The following is a 16952-nucleotide window of genomic DNA, read 5'->3' as shown; positions in this document are numbered from 1 at the left end:
AAGTAGTTGAACATCCATGAAAGTCAATCAAGCTGAGTTTATTATCAGTGCGGTTGGACCTAGCCAGTATCCAGAGGATGCCTTGCCAGAGATTGCTCTGGCAGGGCGTTCTAATGTCGGGAAATCCTCACTCATTAACTGTTTGATATCCCGCAAAAATTTGGCCAGAACCAGCTCACAGCCCGGCAAAACCCAAACGCTTAACTATTATAAAATCAACCAGGACTTATATTTCGTAGATCTTCCAGGTTATGGCTACGCCAAAGTTTCCAAAACTAAACGGGAGCAGTGGGGGAAATTCATTGAGAGTTACTTAATGAATCGAGAAACACTGCGCCTTGTTATGCAATTAGTTGATTTGCGGCATCCTCCTTCCAAAGATGATCAGGCTATGTACGAGTGGCTAAGACATAATGATGTGCCAGTCATCGTCGTTGCGACCAAGGCCGATAAGATCCCGAAAAGCAGATGGCCGAAGCATATCAAGATTGTTCGAGAAACACTGGGGATGGATAAGGGTGTCCAGCCGTTGATGTTTTCTTCAGAGCTTGGGCTCGGCAAAGACGAGCTGTGGGGGATTCTAGAGCAAGCTATTGCTTATGGAGAGCCAGAGCCTGAAGAAGCAAATGAACTTGAGATCCAGCAAGAACAAGATAAAGAACAAGAACCGTCCTGATTCATAGGGCGGTTTTTTTGTGTAAGGATAAGGAGGACGTCAAAAGACAGAGAAAATCAAGAAGAAGCATACGGGAAAGCGAGGTTTACTGGGGAAAATTTGCTGGCATTCCGTAATTCCTTGGTTTTTTCAGAATATTTGGCTGATTATAATGAAATGCACGCAGGAATATTAGAGACGCATGTAGTATAATAATAAACAAGGTAATAGTTAATGGCTTGAAAACAAAGAATCGAGGGATTTTTATGGCACAAAGGTTAGCGACTGAATATGTCAAAACCTGCCTCCAGTTAACAGAAGCCGAGATGTTCAGGTTTTTTCAAATGTTTGTGGATCATCAAGTGACATTGCAAGTGAAAGTCTTGGAAAATGGCAACCAAGAGGTTGTTTTTCAAGATGGAGCAGGTCAGGAAATCGTCCTTTCATTTGAGAAGAAATCGGGCCTATATGAATGCACAGGATCCTGCAGATTAAGTAACACCTTACTTGCTAATTTGATGCGTAAAGCAGTGTCAGAGTTTAAAGGAAGCGCAACAGTAAACCGAATTTACCCTAGTTATACAATGGTTTACTACTACGAACGTGGAACCGTCGTTAAAATCGAGGAAGTCAAAGGGCAATTGTTGACCGTTATCTATGAGTACAAAGACACCATTGGTCTCATGCAGCAAATGTTCCAAAAGAGAGAAGTCGAGCAAGAGATTGAAATGATCTACGATCAAATTAACCATCTTTTAGATTTGCGTAATATGCTGCAGCAGCAGGAAGAACATCAACAGATTGACACTCGCCTCAATGAGCTAACGCATCGTTTGTTTATATTGGAGGCTTAACTACACATATACCCACAATTACAATAGACCCTTTATAGGGTCTTTTTTGTTTTAAGACATTTAGCAAAAAAAACTATTGCATTTCTCGTCGATAGATGTTATTTTTATTCTCGTTGAAACAATATAGGAACCAGGATTCACTCAGGACATTGAATGTTGCGAGAGATAATACCCTCGGGAAGTGAATGACGTAGGTCCTAGCGGATGAAATTTTTTTCAGACATTTTATTCCTAGGAAGGGGGAACCGAAAGATGGAAACAGAATACTCAACTTTCGGAAGACACGTTGCTGTAGATACTTGGGGGGTAGATTTCGAACTTCTGAACAATGCAGATTGGCTGCAAGCTCAGATGGTAGAAGCTGCCGAGGTATGCGGAGCAACCGTACTATCTGTACAATCCAAGCAATTTGAACCACAAGGAGCAACTGTACTTGTTATGTTGTCCGAGAGTCATCTCTCCATTCATACTTATCCTGAGAGAGGTTTTGCCGCGCTTGACTGTTATACATGCGGTGAGACAGTGGACCCTCAATTAGCAATTGACTTTATGGTATCCGTATTGAAACCAGAAACATTCTATGCGAAGAAATTAGTTCGCGGAATGGGTGAACTGCAAGTAGAAACTCCTGAAATGAAGCAAGCAGAGCTTGTTAAATAAGAGTCTGCGCATAACAATAACGATAACCACGGAGAAATCCGTGGTTATTTGTTTGTCCAGATACCCATACAATGTTATTGCGACACATGTCCGAACATGAAGCAAACATGAACTGGGGGAACGGATTTGAAACAGAAAATAGTTAGAAAAGCAGTAATTTACAGTATTGTACTATTTCTCATCATCTGGCCTATCTATCAGCTCATTCAAATACTTGGTCCTCATAAAGAAGAGCATGACGCTACCCATCTACTGTATCAAGTATCTCTGTTTCAGATGGAACTTCTGAAGAGCTATCTGGAGGAAGCTGCTCAAAGCAAAGATACCGAAGGATTGGTTGCGGTTCAACAAGCCCTTTACTCGGCTAGTTATACGCATGAACGCATGGTGCTTGCTGTTGGAGGAAGCGAATATCTGACTTCACTGGACAGTATGACCCAGCTAACACAGTACTTGAAGCGCCTGCAGGTGGGGGGAGAGCGAACGTTAAAGCCAGATGAAATCCAGACTTTGAAGGAAGTTTGGGTTCAGTACAAGAGTCTGTACGATCTGTATGAGAAACTCATGGCTTCGAATGGCGATATTGTTTCGTCCCAAAATACGAAGCTGACTGAGTTAGATCGAAATTTAACCTCTTTTATACGGAAAAAAGCACTTCAATAAAGAGTTTGTGCCAATAGAGGTATATAGGAACGGAATGCTGTTAAAACTAACGAGCAGAATGAAGCATTCATAAATTATACAAAAAATTTGTCGGATTGCTTGTTTTGCTGTGCTATAATGGTTCATAGAAATAGACGGAAAGGCAGGTGGTACCTTTGCATATTATCGCACTTGGCTTGAATTATCGTACGGCCCCGGTAGAAATTCGGGAGAAGTTCGCTTTTTCTGAGCAGGATTTACCTAAGGCATTGGCAGAATTGAAAGACACGAAAAGCATATTGGAGTGTGTAATTGTCGCCACCTGCAATCGCACGGAAATCTACGCTGTTGTGGATCGACCGCAGATGTGCAGTCATTACTTGACACACTTCATTGAACGTTGGTTCCAAGTCAGTAAGGATCAATTCCAAAAGCATTTATATATGTATGAAAATGAAAAAGCGATTGAACATTTATTCCGCGTAACAAGCGGTTTAGATTCCATGGTTATAGGGGAAACCCAAATTCTAGGACAAGTGCGGGATGCTTTTTTATCATCTCAAAATATGAAAGCAACTGGAGCTTATTTCAATACGTTGTTTAAGCAATCCGTGACACTTGCCAAAAAAGCACACTCCGAAACAGGCATTAGCAATAATCCAGTTTCCGTCAGCTACGCCGCGGTGGAACTTGGTAAACGAATATTCGGTACCTACATGAACAAGACTGTTATGATCATTGGTGCTGGTAAGATGAGCGAACTCACTGTGAAGCACCTTTACGCGAATGGCGCTAACAAAGTTATCGTGGTTAACCGTACGTTTGAACGTGCAGCAGAATTGGCCCGGAAATTTAACGGCATTCCATGTACCATGGATAACATGCTGGAGCATTTAGCGGAAGTGGATATTATTATTAGCTCGACAGGCGCTCCGGGATATGTTCTTACGAAGAATGATATTCAGTCCTATGTTCAAAAGAGAAAATCACGTCCGCTTTTCATGATGGACATTGCTGTACCTCGTGATCTAGATCCACAAATTAGCGGCTTACCTAATGTTTTTCTTTATGATATCGATGATCTGGAGAATATCGTAGATAAGCATTTGCAAGAGAGAAAGAAAGAAGCAGCAAAGATTGAAACGATGATTGAGTCTGAAATGGGTGTTTTCGAACAATGGACGAAGACACTAGGCGTAAGTCCAGTCATTAGTGCTCTTCAAACGAAAGCGAGTCAGATCCACGAAGAGACGATGGATAACATGCTAAAGAAGCTGCCTGACCTAGATGAACGTGAAATTAAAGTTATTCGTAAATTGACGAAAAGCATTGTGAATCAAGTGCTGCGAGACCCGATCCTTCGAATTAAGGAAATGGCGGGAGAGCGTCATGGTGATGAAGCGCTTGAGCTATTCACGAAACTGTTTGCCCTGGAAGAGACCCTTGAACAACAAGAGCAAGCCAATCAGTTAGCACAAGAACTAGAAGCCGGGCATAAAGCAGTTGAAGCTAAGCAAATGCTGGATGACAAGTTATCCGTGCTTAGTTTACAGAACGCTGATGTTCTAGCCCAATCTTGAAGAAAAGGGCGCTAATCGCCTAGGAGAGGTGCCATGGTAACACGTAGCTGGTTGTTTGATGCGATGATTTATATGTATGCCCTGAGCCTATTGTTTTACTTTTCGGATTTCGCTAATGCGAACCGAAGCGCGAAACGGATGGGGACGGGGCTGCTTTTGTTTGTATGGGTTCTACAAACCGCTTACTTAGGAATTAACTTGTACGGTCATTTGACGGAATGGGCATTTGCCCGGTCGGACGTACTTTTTATGTTTTCGTGGTTGATTGTCACGATTTCACTGTTGATTAACCGATTTTTCCGCATTGAATTGTTTGTATTTTTTGTGAATGTACTTGGTTTTGCCATTTTGGCTTTGAATGTATTTGGTAATCCGAATGTCACGCCAATTAAGCCCGATTGGGACATCAATGATGAGCTATTATTTATCCATATTACCCTAGCGATTGGCAGTTACGTGGCATTCTCGATTGCAGCTATTTTCTCAGGCATGTATGTGTTTTTACACAAAATGTTGAAAGCGAAGAAATTTTCTCAAACGGTTATGAGATTACCGTCACTTGAGAAAATTGAGCATTACACTTATCTTTCCGTTATTATCGGAGCACCATTGCTTCTTATGGCTTTAAGTCTGGGTGTGGTCTGGGTTGTACTGGAGGGTGATCGTAATTTACTTTATGATCCTAAGGTGATTAATTCATTTTTTGTATTGGCTGCGTATGCTTTCTATTTATTCCAGCAGCATTCTATGCGTATTTCGGGTAATAAGCTGGCAGCATGGAACCTCGCGGCATTCTTGATTGTTGTTCTCAATTTTGTGGTTTCTAATCTGGTTTCAGGTTTTCATGGCTGGATATGGAGCTAACGACGATGAATCATCCCTATCCAATTATGATGAATCTGTCTGGACGCCGATGTTTAGTTGTCGGCGGCGGGGCTGTGGCTGAACGAAAGGTGAAATCACTTCTGCAAGCAGGTGCCCGTGTAACGATCGTAAGCACAGAATTTACTGAGGGGATTATTGAGATGGAGAACCATGCTGAAGTGGTTCTGTATAGGCAAACGTTCCATCCATCGATCATGATCGACGAAAGCTCAGATTTTGCTTCCTACATCTTGGTTGTAGCTGCAACGAATGATGCGAAAGTTAATGCTCACGTTCATGAAATAGCATCACGACAGGGGCAGCTAGTCAACGTTGTTGATCAACCTCAATTGAGCTCCTTCATCGTGCCTTCTGTTGTTCGAAGAGGGAAGTTAGTTATTGCGGTTTCAACAGGTGGAGCTAGCCCTTCGGCTGCTCGTAAAATCGCTCAAGAATTAGACAACGCTTATGGTGAGGAGTATGAAACTTACCTCGATTTCCTTAGTGATTTGCGGTTATTGATTCAGAGTAGGGTGGCCGATAAACAAGCTAGACAACGTGTATTTAAAGAGATGCTTGAATGGGACGTGCTCGCCAAAATACGAGGCGGTACGTTTGAGAGTTGGAAAGAGAAGCTCTACATAACCTTAGAGAAAGAACCTTGGATGTAGGGGTAAGTTGGAGATAGAGGTACGGATCTATCTGCCTGGTCAGCTATCAAGGATATCGGGCAGCAAGTACAGGGAGGCGGGTAGAGATGAGAACAATCATCGTAGGAACTAGGCAAAGCGCGTTGGCACTTACTCAGACAGGGCAAGTTGTGGAGCTCTTAAAACAGCTTGCAGCTGAACATGGGATTGCTTGTCAATTTGAAATAAAGAAAATTGTCACGAAGGGCGACCGCATACTGGACGTCACCTTGTCCAAGGTAGGGGGTAAGGGTCTGTTCGTCAAGGAAATCGAACAGGCACTCGTGGACGGCGACATCGACATGGCCGTCCACAGCATGAAAGATATGCCCTTCGAGTTACCCGAAGGGCTGGTTGTAGGAGCAGTGCCGAAGCGTGAGGATCCGCGCGATGCGCTGATCACACGCGGGCACCGCTCCCTGGACGAGCTGCCGCAAGGCGCGCTCGTCGGTACCAGCTCGCTGCGGCGCGCTAGCCAGCTGCAGCACCTCCGCCCGGACCTCCGCATCGAGTCGGTCCGCGGGAACATTGATTCGAGGCTGCGCAAGCTCGATGATGAGAACTTCGATGCGATTCTGCTTGCCGCGGCCGGTTTGCACCGGATCGGCTGGCAGGATCGCATCAGCGCGTACTTGCCGCCCGAGATCTGCCTCCCTGCCGTAGGGCAGGGGGCGCTGTGCATCGAGTGCCGGGGCGGCGACGCCTTCATGCTGGACCTGCTGGGCAGGTTCCAGCATGAGCCAACTGCGCTCGCGGTGCGAGCGGAGCGGGCTTTCCTAGGCAGACTCAATGGAGGCTGCCAGGTGCCGCTCGGCGCTTACGCGAGCATAAGCGAAGACAGCAGCGGATCAGAGATGCCGCTGCTCACGTTAACGGGCATGGTCGGTACGCCGGACGGCGTCACCATGCTCAAGGAAACGGCTTCCGGGAGCGATCCGGAAGCGCTAGGTTTACTTGTCGCCGATAAGCTTATCGCGCAAGGTGCAGAACGTATCCTGGCTGAGGTAAGGAAGTGAGCATCGTGAACAAAGGAAGAGTCTATCTCGTTGGTGCCGGTCCCGGAGATCCTAAACTCATCTCGGTTCGCGGTATGGAAGCCATTCAGAAAGCCGATGTTATCGTTTATGATCGGCTGGCCAACCCTCGTCTACTCAAACATCGTAGACCGGAAGCTGAGCTGATCTTTGTCGGCAAGCTTCCGGACAAACATATACTAAAGCAAGAAGAAATTAATCAATTGCTCGTAGATCTAGCTCTTCAGGGGAAAGTTGTGACTCGTCTCAAAGGCGGCGATCCCAGCGTATTCGGTCGAGTGGGCGAGGAAGCGGAGCTGCTCGCAGATAACGATGTGATCTTCGATATTATTCCAGGTATCACATCCTCGATTGCGGTTCCTACCTATGCGGGTATTCCAGTCACACATCGCGACTTCACTTCATCCTTTGCGATTATTACCGGTCATGAATACCCGAATAAGACTTATTCCAGTTTGGACTGGGAGCATCTGGCTAAGGCGATCGGCACCATGGTCTTCTTGATGGGTGTAGCGAATCTTGAACAAATTTGTCGCGAATTGATTCGCTGCGGCAAACCGCCAGAAATGCCTGTTGCGCTCGTCAGATGGGGAACATGGGCAGATCAAGAAACGATTACGGGAACCTTGGCTGATATTACGGAGAAGGTAAGAGAAGCTAATTTCAAATCACCGGCCGTTATTATCGTTGGTGAAGTTGTTAAGCTGCGTGAGAAGCTGGCCTGGATTGAGAAGAAGCCGCTCTTCGGGCGTCGAGTGCTTGTCACAAGAGCTAGAAGTCAAGCAAGCGAGCTTGTGGATTTAATCGATGACATGGGTGGAGAAGCGGTCGAATTCCCAGTTATTCGATTACAACCGCCAAGTCGCCCTGAGGCCATTCAAGCATTGGATCTGGCGCTAGACAAGCTTCATGAATTTGACTGGGTGCTACTGACAAGCGTAAACGGTGTGGAGTATTTTTTCCGCAGGCTGCGTGAAAAAGGGATTGATGTTCGCAAAATGGGGAAAGCTCGCATTGCAGCCGTAGGCCCGAAGACAGCTGAAGCGCTAGCTGAACGTGGCATCATTGCGGATGTACTCCCGGCCAAATATCAAGGCGAGGGTATCCTGGAAGCCATTCAAGCAGATTTGAAAGCCGGTCAAAAGGTGCTATTACCTACGGCTGACCTGGCGCGTGATTATATGCCTGCTAAGCTCAAAGATCTCGGTCTGGAAGTAACCGAAGTCGATGTCTACGAAAATGTACTTACAACAGAAGATGGGGATGAAATTATTCATCTTCTGCAAAATCAAAGCATTCATATCATAACTTTTACAAGCTCATCTACGGTTACAAATTTACTTGAAGCTTTGCGTCAGTTGGGTGTGGAAGAACCGCTATCCTTGCTGCAAGGGGTTGAAATTGCTTGTATTGGACCCAAAACTGCAGAGACAGCAAGTCAATGTGGACTGCCGGTTACGTATATGGCTGAAGAGGCTACTGTTGCATCATTAGTACTAAGTATTGCTAAACATAAATAATAAAAATGCCTCAGATGCAGCTTCTTAAGGAGCTGCATCTGAACGCCAATAAGGAGGCGGAATTCTTCATGAGTTTCCCTATCGTTCGTAATCGCCGCTTACGCGGCAATGCTGCTATTCGTAATTTGGTACGTGAAAATCATGTGACTGTTCACGATGTTGTACAACCGATTTTTGTAACACATGGTACGAACATCAAGTCAGAAATTGCTTCGATGCCAGGTGTCTATCATTTTTCTTTAGACAGAGTGCAAGAAGAGATCGAAGAAATTACAAAGCTTGGCATTCAAGCTATTCTTTTGTTTGGTGTTCCGGATCATAAAGATGCAAAAGGAACATCCGCTTTTATGAATGACGGTATTGTGCAGCAAGCAACTCGTTTGATCAAAGAATTGAACCCGAATTTGCTCATTATTGCCGATACGTGTCTTTGTCAGTTTACGGATACAGGTCACTGTGGTGTTATTCATCATCATCCGGTTACGGGACAGGCGGATGTGGCAAATGATGCTTCCTTGGAGCTGTTGGTTCGTACGGCTGTATCGCAAGCCAAAGCGGGTGCTGATATTATCGCTCCTTCCAATATGATGGACGGTTATGTACATGCTATTCGTTCAGGATTAGATGAAGCTGGCTACGAGAATACACCGATTATGGCCTATTCCGTTAAATATGCATCAGCTTATTACGGTCCATTCCGAGATGCTGTGGATTCAACACCACAATTCGGAGACCGCAAGACGTATCAAATGGATCCAGCTAACGGACGTGAAGCCTTGCGTGAAGCGGAAAGTGACGTTGCAGAGGGCGCTGATTTCCTTATGGTGAAACCAGCTCTTGCTTATATGGACATCATTCGGATGCTGAAGGATAACTTCGATTTGCCGGTTGTTGCCTATAATGTGAGTGCAGAATATTCGATGATTAAGGCTGCGGCCATGCAGGGCTGGGTTAATGAAGAGGCTATCGTGATGGAAACAATGACGAGCTTCAAACGTGCTGGTGCTGATATCATCTTGACTTATTTCGCAAAAGATATTGCTCGTTATTTGAAAAAATAGCAGATTTCCAAATAGAGCCATTCACCTAAGATGCAAGGGCGAGCAGTTTCCGGAGGAAACGATCAGCATGTAGTCTTAGGGCGGATGGTTCTTTTGTCATACTTTTGTCGCAAAACATAAGCTTACCTCAGTTGTGACAGGGGTATAATTAGGGCATAATGAATGAGAATAGATGGAAACCCAGAGGAAGGTGCCTCATGACCTACAACGATAATTTTATTAAAGCATGCCGAAAAGAACAGGTAGATACGCTGCCTGTTTGGTATATGCGCCAAGCTGGACGTTACGATCCAGATTATCGCAAAATCAAAGAAAAGTACTCATTGCTCGAAATTTGTCAGCAACCAGAGCTAGCCGCGGAAGTTACCATGATGCCCATTAAAAAGTTGGGTGTTGATGCGGCCATTTTATATTCGGACATTATGAATCCCGTTGCTTCACTTGGGATCGATTTTGATATTGTCAAAGATGTGGGTCCTGTGATTCATACGCCGGTTCGGACAGCGCAAGATGTAGAGCGCCTGCGTCCTATCGATGTGGAGAAAGATTTATCGCATATTATTCAAACGATCCGCATCTTAGACAAGGAGCTTGAGGTTCCCCTCATCTCATTTGCGGGTGCGCCATTTACGATTGCGAGCTACTTGATTGAAGGTAAACCATCCAAAAGCTATATTCGTACGAAGCAGCTTATGTACTCCGAACCAACCGTTTGGTTTGCCTTAATGGAGAAGCTTGGTGATATGGTTATTACGTACTTGCGAGCGCATATCGCAGCGGGTGCCAAGGCTGTTCAAGTATTTGATAGCTGGGTTGGCGCGCTTTCTCCTGCGGATTTCCAAATGTATGTGCTGCCGACAATGACGCGAATATTCAAAGAACTTGCGGACTTGAAGGAGCCGAAGATTTATTTCCCAGGCGTAAGTTCAGGGGAGTTACTTCCATATCTCAAAGACATCCAAGCGGATGTTATTGGTCTAGATTGGCGGATTCCAATTTCTGTAGGCCGCGCACGAGTTGGCGAGCGCTTTGCCGTGCAAGGAAACTTGGATCCCTATATTTTAACAGCTCCGATGAGCGTTATTGAGCAACAGGCGAAAGCCATTATAGACGAGGGTATCCAGCAACCAGGTTATATCTTTAACCTTGGCCATGGCTTATTCCCGGAAGCATCGCTTGAGAAGTTAAAGGATTTGACTACTTTCATTCATACTTACTCACATTCCGTATTAACGCAGCAAGCAGAAAAGAGTGGTGTTTAGTATGGCGAATCAGCGTATTGGTGTTCTAGTCATGTCTTATGGTACTCCCGAAAGTTTGGATCAAGTTGAAGCTTATTACACACATATTAGACGTGGGCATCCTCCAACGCCTGAGCAACTGCATGAATTAACGGCTCGTTATGAGGCAATTGTAGGAGGGTTCTTCCCGCTGCGTGAAAATACGAACAAGCAAGTTAAAGGCCTGGAGAATACACTTCGTCAAGAACACCCAGAACTTGAATTCGTCTGTTATCAGGGTCTAAAGCATGCTCAGCCTTATGTAGAAGACGGTGTGGAGCAAATGGTTAAGGACGGTATTACTGAGGCTGTGGGAGTCGTTCTAGCCCCTCACTACTCCACTATGAGCGTTGGCGGGTACGTGAAAAGAGCGAAAGATAAGGCAGAGGCACTTGGTCTGAAGATTGATTTCGTTCTTGACTACCATCTTCATCCTAAACTGCTTGATGCGCTTAGCACACGTGTTGATAAAGCCTTGGAGAAATTCTCCGGTGTGAATCGAAATGATGTACGAGTTATCTTTACTGCGCACAGCTTGCCTGAGAAAATACTTGAAATGAAAGACCCATACCCAGATCAATTGCTTGCCACTTCCAAAGTCATTGCTGAACGTGTAGGTCTGACGAATTGGCAGTTCGGTTGGCAAAGCGCAGGACAAACGGCGATGCCGTGGCTCGGTCCGGATATCTTGGATGTTTTACAGAAGATCAATCAAGAAGAAAGCGTCAAGAATGTACTTCTATGTCCGATCGGCTTTGTTTCGGATCATCTTGAGGTTCTCTACGATATAGATATTGAAGCACAGGCTCTTGCCAAAGAGCTTGGACTGCATTTGGAACGAACAGAATCACTAAATACAGACCCTCTGTACCTGGAAACATTGAGTGATGTTGTCTACAAGAAATGGAAAGAGGTCACCCGTTTATCATGAGTACTAGGATTCCGCACTACATGATTGTTGGCGGGGGGATCACGGGGCTTAGCGCAGCTTTTTACTTAAAGAAAAGGTTGGAGTCAGCGGGAGCTCCTTTTCGTATTTCTGTGGTGGAGAAGTCCTCGACATTTGGCGGGAAAATTCATACCATAGAGCGAGAGGGTTTCGTTATTGAAAAAGGGCCGGATTCCTTCCTTGCACGGAAGCGTCCTATTATTGATCTGGCTTATGATCTCGGGCTTGAACATGAGCTTACAGGAACGAATCCTGGGGCGAAAAAGACCTACATTGTACGTCAAGGCAAGCTGCACCGCATGCCACCTGGCTTAGTGCTCGGCATACCAACGCAAATGACACCGTTCATGAAGACGGGTCTCATTTCCCCATTAGGTAAAATGCGAGCTGCACTTGATTTGATCCTGCCGAAGCGTGATTTATCAGCGGATGAATCTCTTGGACATTTTCTGGAACGCCGTTTAGGGAAAGAAGTGCTTCAGCGTATCGTGGAACCGCTTCTAGCGGGGATTTATGCAGGTGATACGTTTAAGCTTAGTTTGAAAGCAACGTTCCCACAGTTTCGAGCGATGGAGCAGAAGCATCGAAGTTTAATTCTAGGGATGATGGCCAGCCGCAAAAACGTGAGTGAAGAGAGTGCTCACTTACCTTCTGCGGTTCGTAACTCGGTTTTTGTGACGTTCAAGAAGGGGCTTCAGACGTTGGTTTCGGGCTTAGAAGAGGCCTTGAAGACGGTGGATCTGCGAAATGGCGTTGGGGTTGTTTCCATTCGGAAAATGGGGCAGCATCAAGCCGAGGTTATCTTTGAGGATGGGCATAGTGAAATGGTTGACGGCGTTATCCTGACTACGCCTACTTATCAGGCAGCTCAGATATTAGCAGATTTGCCTGCAGCAAATCAACTTAAGAAGATTGATTACATTTCCGTGGCGAATGTTATTATGGCTTTCGATCGTAAAGACATACCTTTTGAACTGGATGCCTCGGGCTTTCTAGTGCCGAAAACCGAGGGTAGGACGATTACTGCGTGTACCTTAACATCTGCTAAATGGCTGCATACAGCTCCAGACGGGAAGGTGCTTCTGCGCTGTTATATCGGTCGTGCAGGTGAGCAAGAGTGGCCGGAGTGGTCGGATGAACAACTGGTTAGCAAAGCTCGCCATGATCTGAGGGAATTATTAGGACTAAAAGCGGAACCGCTCTTTACGGATGTAACTCGCCTGATGCATTCTATGCCGCAATATCCTGTGGGTCATCTGGAGCAAATTGCACAGTTCCGTGAAGAGCTTGCTGCAGCTATGCCTCATGTCCTAATCGTAGGTGCGGGGTTTCATGGAGTGGGCCTCCCTGACTGTATAAGGCAAGGTAAAGAGGCAGCGTGGCAGCTTGCGGATCTGATCCAAAACCAGTCTCAGGAAGCCGTAGAAACAGCCAGTTCGATTTAACGAAGCTTGGCCAGATCTAATTTGAAATCTGATGATGAAATGGTCAAGATTTGCTTTTCTTCAAGATCACGAATCACTTGCATGAGCGTCACTTTTTGTACGCCGGCTAGTTGTGATATTTCATCAAAGTTAAGCACGAGTTTAATCGTAATCGTCGTTCCGTTACGCAACCCATGTTTATTGGCCATTTTGATCAAGCTTTTGATGACACGCGTTCTCGCATCTAAGAAGGTCAAGTCGAACACTTGTTGATTCGTATCGCGTAGTCGACTACTGAGCTCTTGCATAATGCCGAGGGTAATGTCAAAATGAGTGCGAAGCAGATCGAGGAAACTATGTCCTGTCAATGTGAGAAGCACACTGTCTTCCAAAGTTTGGGCCGAAGCAGAGCGCGGCTTGCCATCAATCAGTGAAAGTTCACCAAAGCTTTCGCCTGATTTGCAGATGGACAATATTTTTTCCTCGCCGGAGCTGCTTGTTGTGAAAATTTTGACGGAGCCGCTGAGGACCATATAAAAGACGGAGCCGACCTCTTTTTCGGAGAATAAGACGGTACTCCTTGTAAAGGAACGTCTTGTACAAATCTGAGCTAGAGCCTTGAATTGTTCTTCATTCAATTGGGAGAATAAAGGTACTTTTTTGATGATATCGATCATATGGGTACCGCCTTTATATGTAGTAAGTCAACTCATTTTATCATAGATAGATTACTGGGGGTATGAAATTATGGAAAATTCGAGTAGAATCGACACGCGCTCTTCGGCCGCCTTTCAAGAAGCTAAGAAGATCATTCCTGGTGGAGTGAACAGTCCTGTTCGCGCCTTCAAGTCGGTTGGTTTAACACCTTTGTTCATGGAGAAAGGCTCAGGTTCTCGCGTAACGGATATTGACGGCAATACCTTTATCGATTATGTAGGATCTTGGGGACCGTTAATTGTAGGACATGCTCACCCTGTCGTGCTGGAAGCCATTAAAAGTACTGCCGAAAAAGGGACGAGCTTCGGTGCTCCGACGCTTCTAGAAACGGAAATGGCGAAGTTGGTTATTGAACGGGTTCCGTCCATTGATATGGTTCGCATGGTGAATTCAGGGACTGAAGCGACGATGAGCGCCCTACGGTTAGCCCGCGGGTTTACGAAGCGCGACAAGATTATGAAATTCGAAGGAAGCTATCATGGTCACGCAGATGCATTGCTGATCAAAGCTGGCTCCGGTGTAGCCACACTTGGCCTTCCAGACAGTCCAGGGGTCCCGAATAGCGTGGCTTCGAATACGCTCACCGTGCCTTACAATGATTTAACATCCGTTAAATTAGTCTTTGAAAAGTTTGGGGAAGAAATCGCTGCTATCATCGTTGAGCCGATTGCTGGGAATATGGGAGTTGTGCCTCCAGCAGAAGGGTTTTTACAAGGATTACGTTCCATTACACAGCAATATGGCTCCTTGCTAATCTTCGATGAGGTGATGACTGGCTTTCGCGTGCATAAACACTGCGCTCAGGGCTTGTACGGCGTCACACCTGATTTAACATGTCTAGGTAAGGTCATTGGCGGAGGACTTCCTGTTGGCGCCTATGGAGGCCGACTGGACATCATGGAGCAGATTGCTCCTGCAGGTCCAATCTATCAGGCGGGAACCTTATCCGGCAATCCGCTTGCGATGGCAGCAGGCTTCGCAACGTTATCCTTATTGGGCGAGCCCAATGTCTATGAGGAACTGGAACGCAAGTCCGCGAAGCTGGAAGCTGGATTTGCTAGGAATGCAGCTGAAATTGGCGTAGCAAGCACTATTAACCGAGTAGGATCCATGATATGTCCATTCTTCACTGAGCAGGCTGTCACGAATTACGATACAGCCAAAACGTCTGATCTAGCTAAGTTTAATGCTTATTTCGGCCATATGCTCGATTTGGGAGTTTCGGTTGCACCTTCGCAATTCGAAGGGATGTTTGTATCTACGGTTCATTCCGATGAAGATATCGCTGCTACCATCAATGCTCATCGTGAAGCGTTGAAGCGATTATAAGTTTCTGAACATGCAAAGACCTGGCCAATGTGGCCAGGTCTTTTGCTTACTTATGTAAAAGATTTTAGTTTGTTTTTATGGTTGGAGCAATTGTTGGAGATGGCAATGCAGGATTCCCAGTGTTTGTTTGCCCTTGGTTAGGGCTTGTACTCGGTGTAGGCGTCGGGCTCGGCTTTGATGATGTGGAAGCTCCTGGTGAGGAGCTTCCTGAGCCTGTGCCGGTATTACCACCATTGCCTGTACCTGTTCCAGAGCCTGTACTCGGAGAAGGACTTGGAGAAGGACTTGGCTTCGTAGAAGGTGTAGGTGAAGTTTCAGGCTTCACTGTCGGACTTGGTTTGACAGCACCATTATCTGATCCTGAAGGAGGATTAGATGTGCCATTCTTACCTGCTTCACTGCTGGTTTCAGGCTTGGTTGACGTTGTTGATTTCGGTGTAGCTGTTGCTTTAGGCGGGTTCGCTTTTTTATTCGCTTGTTCTTTCAAGAATTCAGGGTGGTCATAAGCACCACCTGGATCGATTGTTTTAAGTCCTTCCCAAACATTCTTCACCTTTACTTGGTCAGGATGGTCAAAAACTAGGAAAGCAGAAGGTAAGCGACGCTCCCCATAACGACTTGAGGGCTTCGTAATCAACTCATCATTGTATACCATCTCGGAGGAAGCTCCGCCATCTAAGAAGCCAGCATTAATGACGCCATCTGCGAGAAACATATCCTGTACTTCTTTGAGGGTCGCGCCTACACTGTGCGTTTGACGGCCGTCGATCACAATGAAGATAACCGTTCCGTCGGCTTTTTGTCCCACAGCTGTACGAGGTGCGCGTCCCCAGCCTCCGTCTCCGCTAGTAATGAGCGGTTTTCCGTTAGCAATAACACGCGGATAGAAGGATACGGCGTCAGTGACACCAAGTTTAAGCAGCTCGTCAATCGTATACTTGCCGATAATGAGCGTGCCTTCTTTTGTGAATCCAACGATGTGTTGAGGAACGCTGCCTTCTTGGTCTGTATAAAGAATTTCTCCGCCGGACATAATAGCACCAATTGGCGCAAATCCGTTTCCAAGTCCGTCTGGATCGTTGAAACCTCCGCCGTTTACGCCGGCGACAGCTCCAGTACGCTCTACCATGGAGGTAATTCTTTCCCCTTCACCTTGCTTTGCGGGGACAACGACACGAATCGTTCGTGGGTCATAGACAAACATTTTCTTGCCCTTCCAAAACTGACCAGAAATATCTTCGACTTTCACAAGACTTTCCGTAGAACGATTTTTATTGAATTGAACCGCCCGCAAATCTTGTTTTTCAACAGAGTTGATTTCGGTCAAATTTTGCATTTCGAGAACCATCTGATCTCTACGCTCAGCGCCAACGAAAATCCAAGCCCAGTCACGATGCTGCGTCGTAATAACCGTTTTAGCCAAATACTCGCGAATATATGCCCCAGGTGGGGTTAGAAATAAGAAGCTTGAACTCAGAAAAGTACAAACAGCTATAACGAGAAAAGTGCGTTTCAGCCAACTATAACTACGAAAATGCTCTAATATTGAACTACCCACGGTTGTTCCTCTCCTGCTCTATTATTCTATTTGGTATTAGATATTTTGATAAGTAATGTCGAAAAAAAACAATACAAGACTTATATTATCATATTTTTGCATGCAATTGTTATTGGTAATTGTTAAAATAAAGTGT

16 protein-coding genes are annotated in these 16952 nt (G+C 45.6%); 14 read left to right on the top strand and 2 right to left on the bottom strand.

Features of this window, described 5'->3' with window-relative positions; translation table 11 throughout:
- The first annotated feature begins 16 nt into the window (after nt 1-16).
- The 13 genes from yihA (at nt 17) to hemG (ending at nt 13233) form a co-directional block, all read left to right on the top strand.
- A complete protein-coding gene (yihA, locus tag GC098_RS18885) occupies nt 17-676 on the top strand; it encodes a ribosome biogenesis GTP-binding protein YihA/YsxC (protein WP_171644807.1) in 660 nt (219 codons plus the stop codon).
- A gap of 245 nt (nt 677-921) precedes the next feature.
- The gene (locus tag GC098_RS18880; protein WP_171644806.1) at nt 922-1509 is read left to right on the top strand and encodes a non-ribosomal peptide synthetase module; all 588 of its coding nucleotides are present in this window, start codon (nt 922-924) and stop codon (nt 1507-1509) included.
- Between the two features lie 252 nt (nt 1510-1761).
- Nucleotides 1762-2169, top strand: coding sequence for an adenosylmethionine decarboxylase (speD, locus tag GC098_RS18875; RefSeq protein WP_057306176.1), 408 nt, complete (start codon nt 1762-1764; stop codon nt 2167-2169).
- A gap of 126 nt (nt 2170-2295) precedes the next feature.
- Nucleotides 2296-2832, top strand: coding sequence for an S-adenosylmethionine decarboxylase (locus tag GC098_RS18870; RefSeq protein WP_171644805.1), 537 nt, complete (start codon nt 2296-2298; stop codon nt 2830-2832).
- 155 nt (nt 2833-2987) lie between these two features.
- The gene (gene hemA / locus GC098_RS18865; RefSeq protein ID WP_171644804.1) at nt 2988-4391 is read left to right on the top strand and encodes a glutamyl-tRNA reductase; all 1404 of its coding nucleotides are present in this window, start codon (nt 2988-2990) and stop codon (nt 4389-4391) included.
- Nucleotides 4392-4424: 33 nt separating this feature from the next.
- Entirely contained in the window at nt 4425-5255 is an 831-nt protein-coding gene (locus tag GC098_RS18860) for a cytochrome C assembly family protein (protein ID WP_171644803.1), read from the top strand.
- 5 nt (nt 5256-5260) lie between these two features.
- Nucleotides 5261-5926 (top strand): precorrin-2 dehydrogenase/sirohydrochlorin ferrochelatase family protein, encoded by a 666-nt coding sequence (locus GC098_RS18855; RefSeq protein WP_171644802.1) that lies wholly within the window; start codon nt 5261-5263, stop codon nt 5924-5926.
- 86 nt (nt 5927-6012) lie between these two features.
- Nucleotides 6013-6960 carry a hydroxymethylbilane synthase gene (gene hemC, locus GC098_RS18850; protein ID WP_171644801.1) on the top strand — a complete coding sequence of 316 codons (948 nt, stop codon included), beginning with the start codon at nt 6013-6015 and terminating at the stop codon, nt 6958-6960.
- 5 nt (nt 6961-6965) lie between these two features.
- Entirely contained in the window at nt 6966-8498 is a 1533-nt protein-coding gene (cobA, locus tag GC098_RS18845; RefSeq protein ID WP_171644800.1) for a uroporphyrinogen-III C-methyltransferase, read from the top strand.
- Nucleotides 8499-8566: 68 nt separating this feature from the next.
- On the top strand, nt 8567-9559 hold the full coding sequence (gene hemB, locus GC098_RS18840; RefSeq protein ID WP_171644799.1) for a porphobilinogen synthase: 993 nt from the start codon (nt 8567-8569) through the stop codon (nt 9557-9559).
- Nucleotides 9560-9756: 197 nt separating this feature from the next.
- Nucleotides 9757-10821 (top strand): uroporphyrinogen decarboxylase, encoded by a 1065-nt coding sequence (gene hemE / locus GC098_RS18835; protein WP_171644798.1) that lies wholly within the window; start codon nt 9757-9759, stop codon nt 10819-10821.
- A gap of 1 nt (nt 10822) precedes the next feature.
- The gene (hemH, locus tag GC098_RS18830) at nt 10823-11770 is read left to right on the top strand and encodes a ferrochelatase (protein WP_171644797.1); all 948 of its coding nucleotides are present in this window, start codon (nt 10823-10825) and stop codon (nt 11768-11770) included.
- Nucleotides 11767-13233 (top strand): protoporphyrinogen oxidase, encoded by a 1467-nt coding sequence (hemG, locus tag GC098_RS18825; protein ID WP_171644796.1) that lies wholly within the window; start codon nt 11767-11769, stop codon nt 13231-13233. Before hemH ends, hemG begins: the two co-directional genes overlap by 4 nt.
- On the opposite strand, the gene GC098_RS18820 is transcribed toward hemG, so the two are convergent.
- On the bottom strand, nt 13230-13889 hold the full coding sequence (locus GC098_RS18820) for a Crp/Fnr family transcriptional regulator (RefSeq protein ID WP_171644795.1): 660 nt from the start codon (nt 13887-13889) through the stop codon (nt 13230-13232). The genes hemG and GC098_RS18820 overlap by 4 nt on opposite strands.
- Before the next feature lie 70 nt (nt 13890-13959).
- Here GC098_RS18820 and hemL point away from each other — a divergent pair, with 70 nt between their 5' ends.
- A complete protein-coding gene (gene hemL, locus GC098_RS18815; RefSeq protein ID WP_171644794.1) occupies nt 13960-15258 on the top strand; it encodes a glutamate-1-semialdehyde 2,1-aminomutase in 1299 nt (432 codons plus the stop codon).
- A 64-nt stretch (nt 15259-15322) separates the two neighbouring features.
- On the opposite strand, the gene GC098_RS18810 is transcribed toward hemL, so the two are convergent.
- Nucleotides 15323-16816 (bottom strand): phosphodiester glycosidase family protein, encoded by a 1494-nt coding sequence (locus GC098_RS18810; RefSeq protein ID WP_171644793.1) that lies wholly within the window; start codon nt 16814-16816, stop codon nt 15323-15325.
- Nucleotides 16817-16952: the final 136 nt, after the last annotated feature.

It is taken from the genome of Paenibacillus phytorum, from assembly GCF_013141715.1.
In the GTDB taxonomy this organism is placed as follows: Bacteria; Bacillota; Bacilli; order Paenibacillales; family NBRC-103111; genus Paenibacillus_E; species Paenibacillus_E phytorum.
This window is presented reverse-complemented; position numbering and strand designations above follow the sequence as displayed.

What these genes read in the sequence shown, in the direction of transcription:
- yihA (WP_171644807.1), top strand. Translation starts at nt 17, where the DNA reads ATGAAAGTCAATCAAGCTGAGTTTATTATCAGTGCGGTTGGACCTAGC.
- GC098_RS18880 (WP_171644806.1), top strand. Translation starts at nt 922, where the DNA reads ATGGCACAAAGGTTAGCGACTGAATATGTCAAAACCTGCCTCCAGTTA.
- speD (WP_057306176.1), top strand. Translation starts at nt 1,762, where the DNA reads ATGGAAACAGAATACTCAACTTTCGGAAGACACGTTGCTGTAGATACT.
- GC098_RS18860 (WP_171644803.1), top strand. Translation starts at nt 4,425, where the DNA reads ATGGTAACACGTAGCTGGTTGTTTGATGCGATGATTTATATGTATGCC.
- GC098_RS18855 (WP_171644802.1), top strand. Translation starts at nt 5,261, where the DNA reads ATGAATCATCCCTATCCAATTATGATGAATCTGTCTGGACGCCGATGT.
- hemC (WP_171644801.1), top strand. Translation starts at nt 6,013, where the DNA reads ATGAGAACAATCATCGTAGGAACTAGGCAAAGCGCGTTGGCACTTACT.
- hemB (WP_171644799.1), top strand. Translation starts at nt 8,567, where the DNA reads ATGAGTTTCCCTATCGTTCGTAATCGCCGCTTACGCGGCAATGCTGCT.
- hemE (WP_171644798.1), top strand. Translation starts at nt 9,757, where the DNA reads ATGACCTACAACGATAATTTTATTAAAGCATGCCGAAAAGAACAGGTA.
- hemH (WP_171644797.1), top strand. Translation starts at nt 10,823, where the DNA reads ATGGCGAATCAGCGTATTGGTGTTCTAGTCATGTCTTATGGTACTCCC.
- hemG (WP_171644796.1), top strand. Translation starts at nt 11,767, where the DNA reads ATGAGTACTAGGATTCCGCACTACATGATTGTTGGCGGGGGGATCACG.
- GC098_RS18820 (WP_171644795.1), bottom strand. Translation starts at nt 13,889, where the DNA reads ATGATCGATATCATCAAAAAAGTACCTTTATTCTCCCAATTGAATGAA.
- hemL (WP_171644794.1), top strand. Translation starts at nt 13,960, where the DNA reads ATGGAAAATTCGAGTAGAATCGACACGCGCTCTTCGGCCGCCTTTCAA.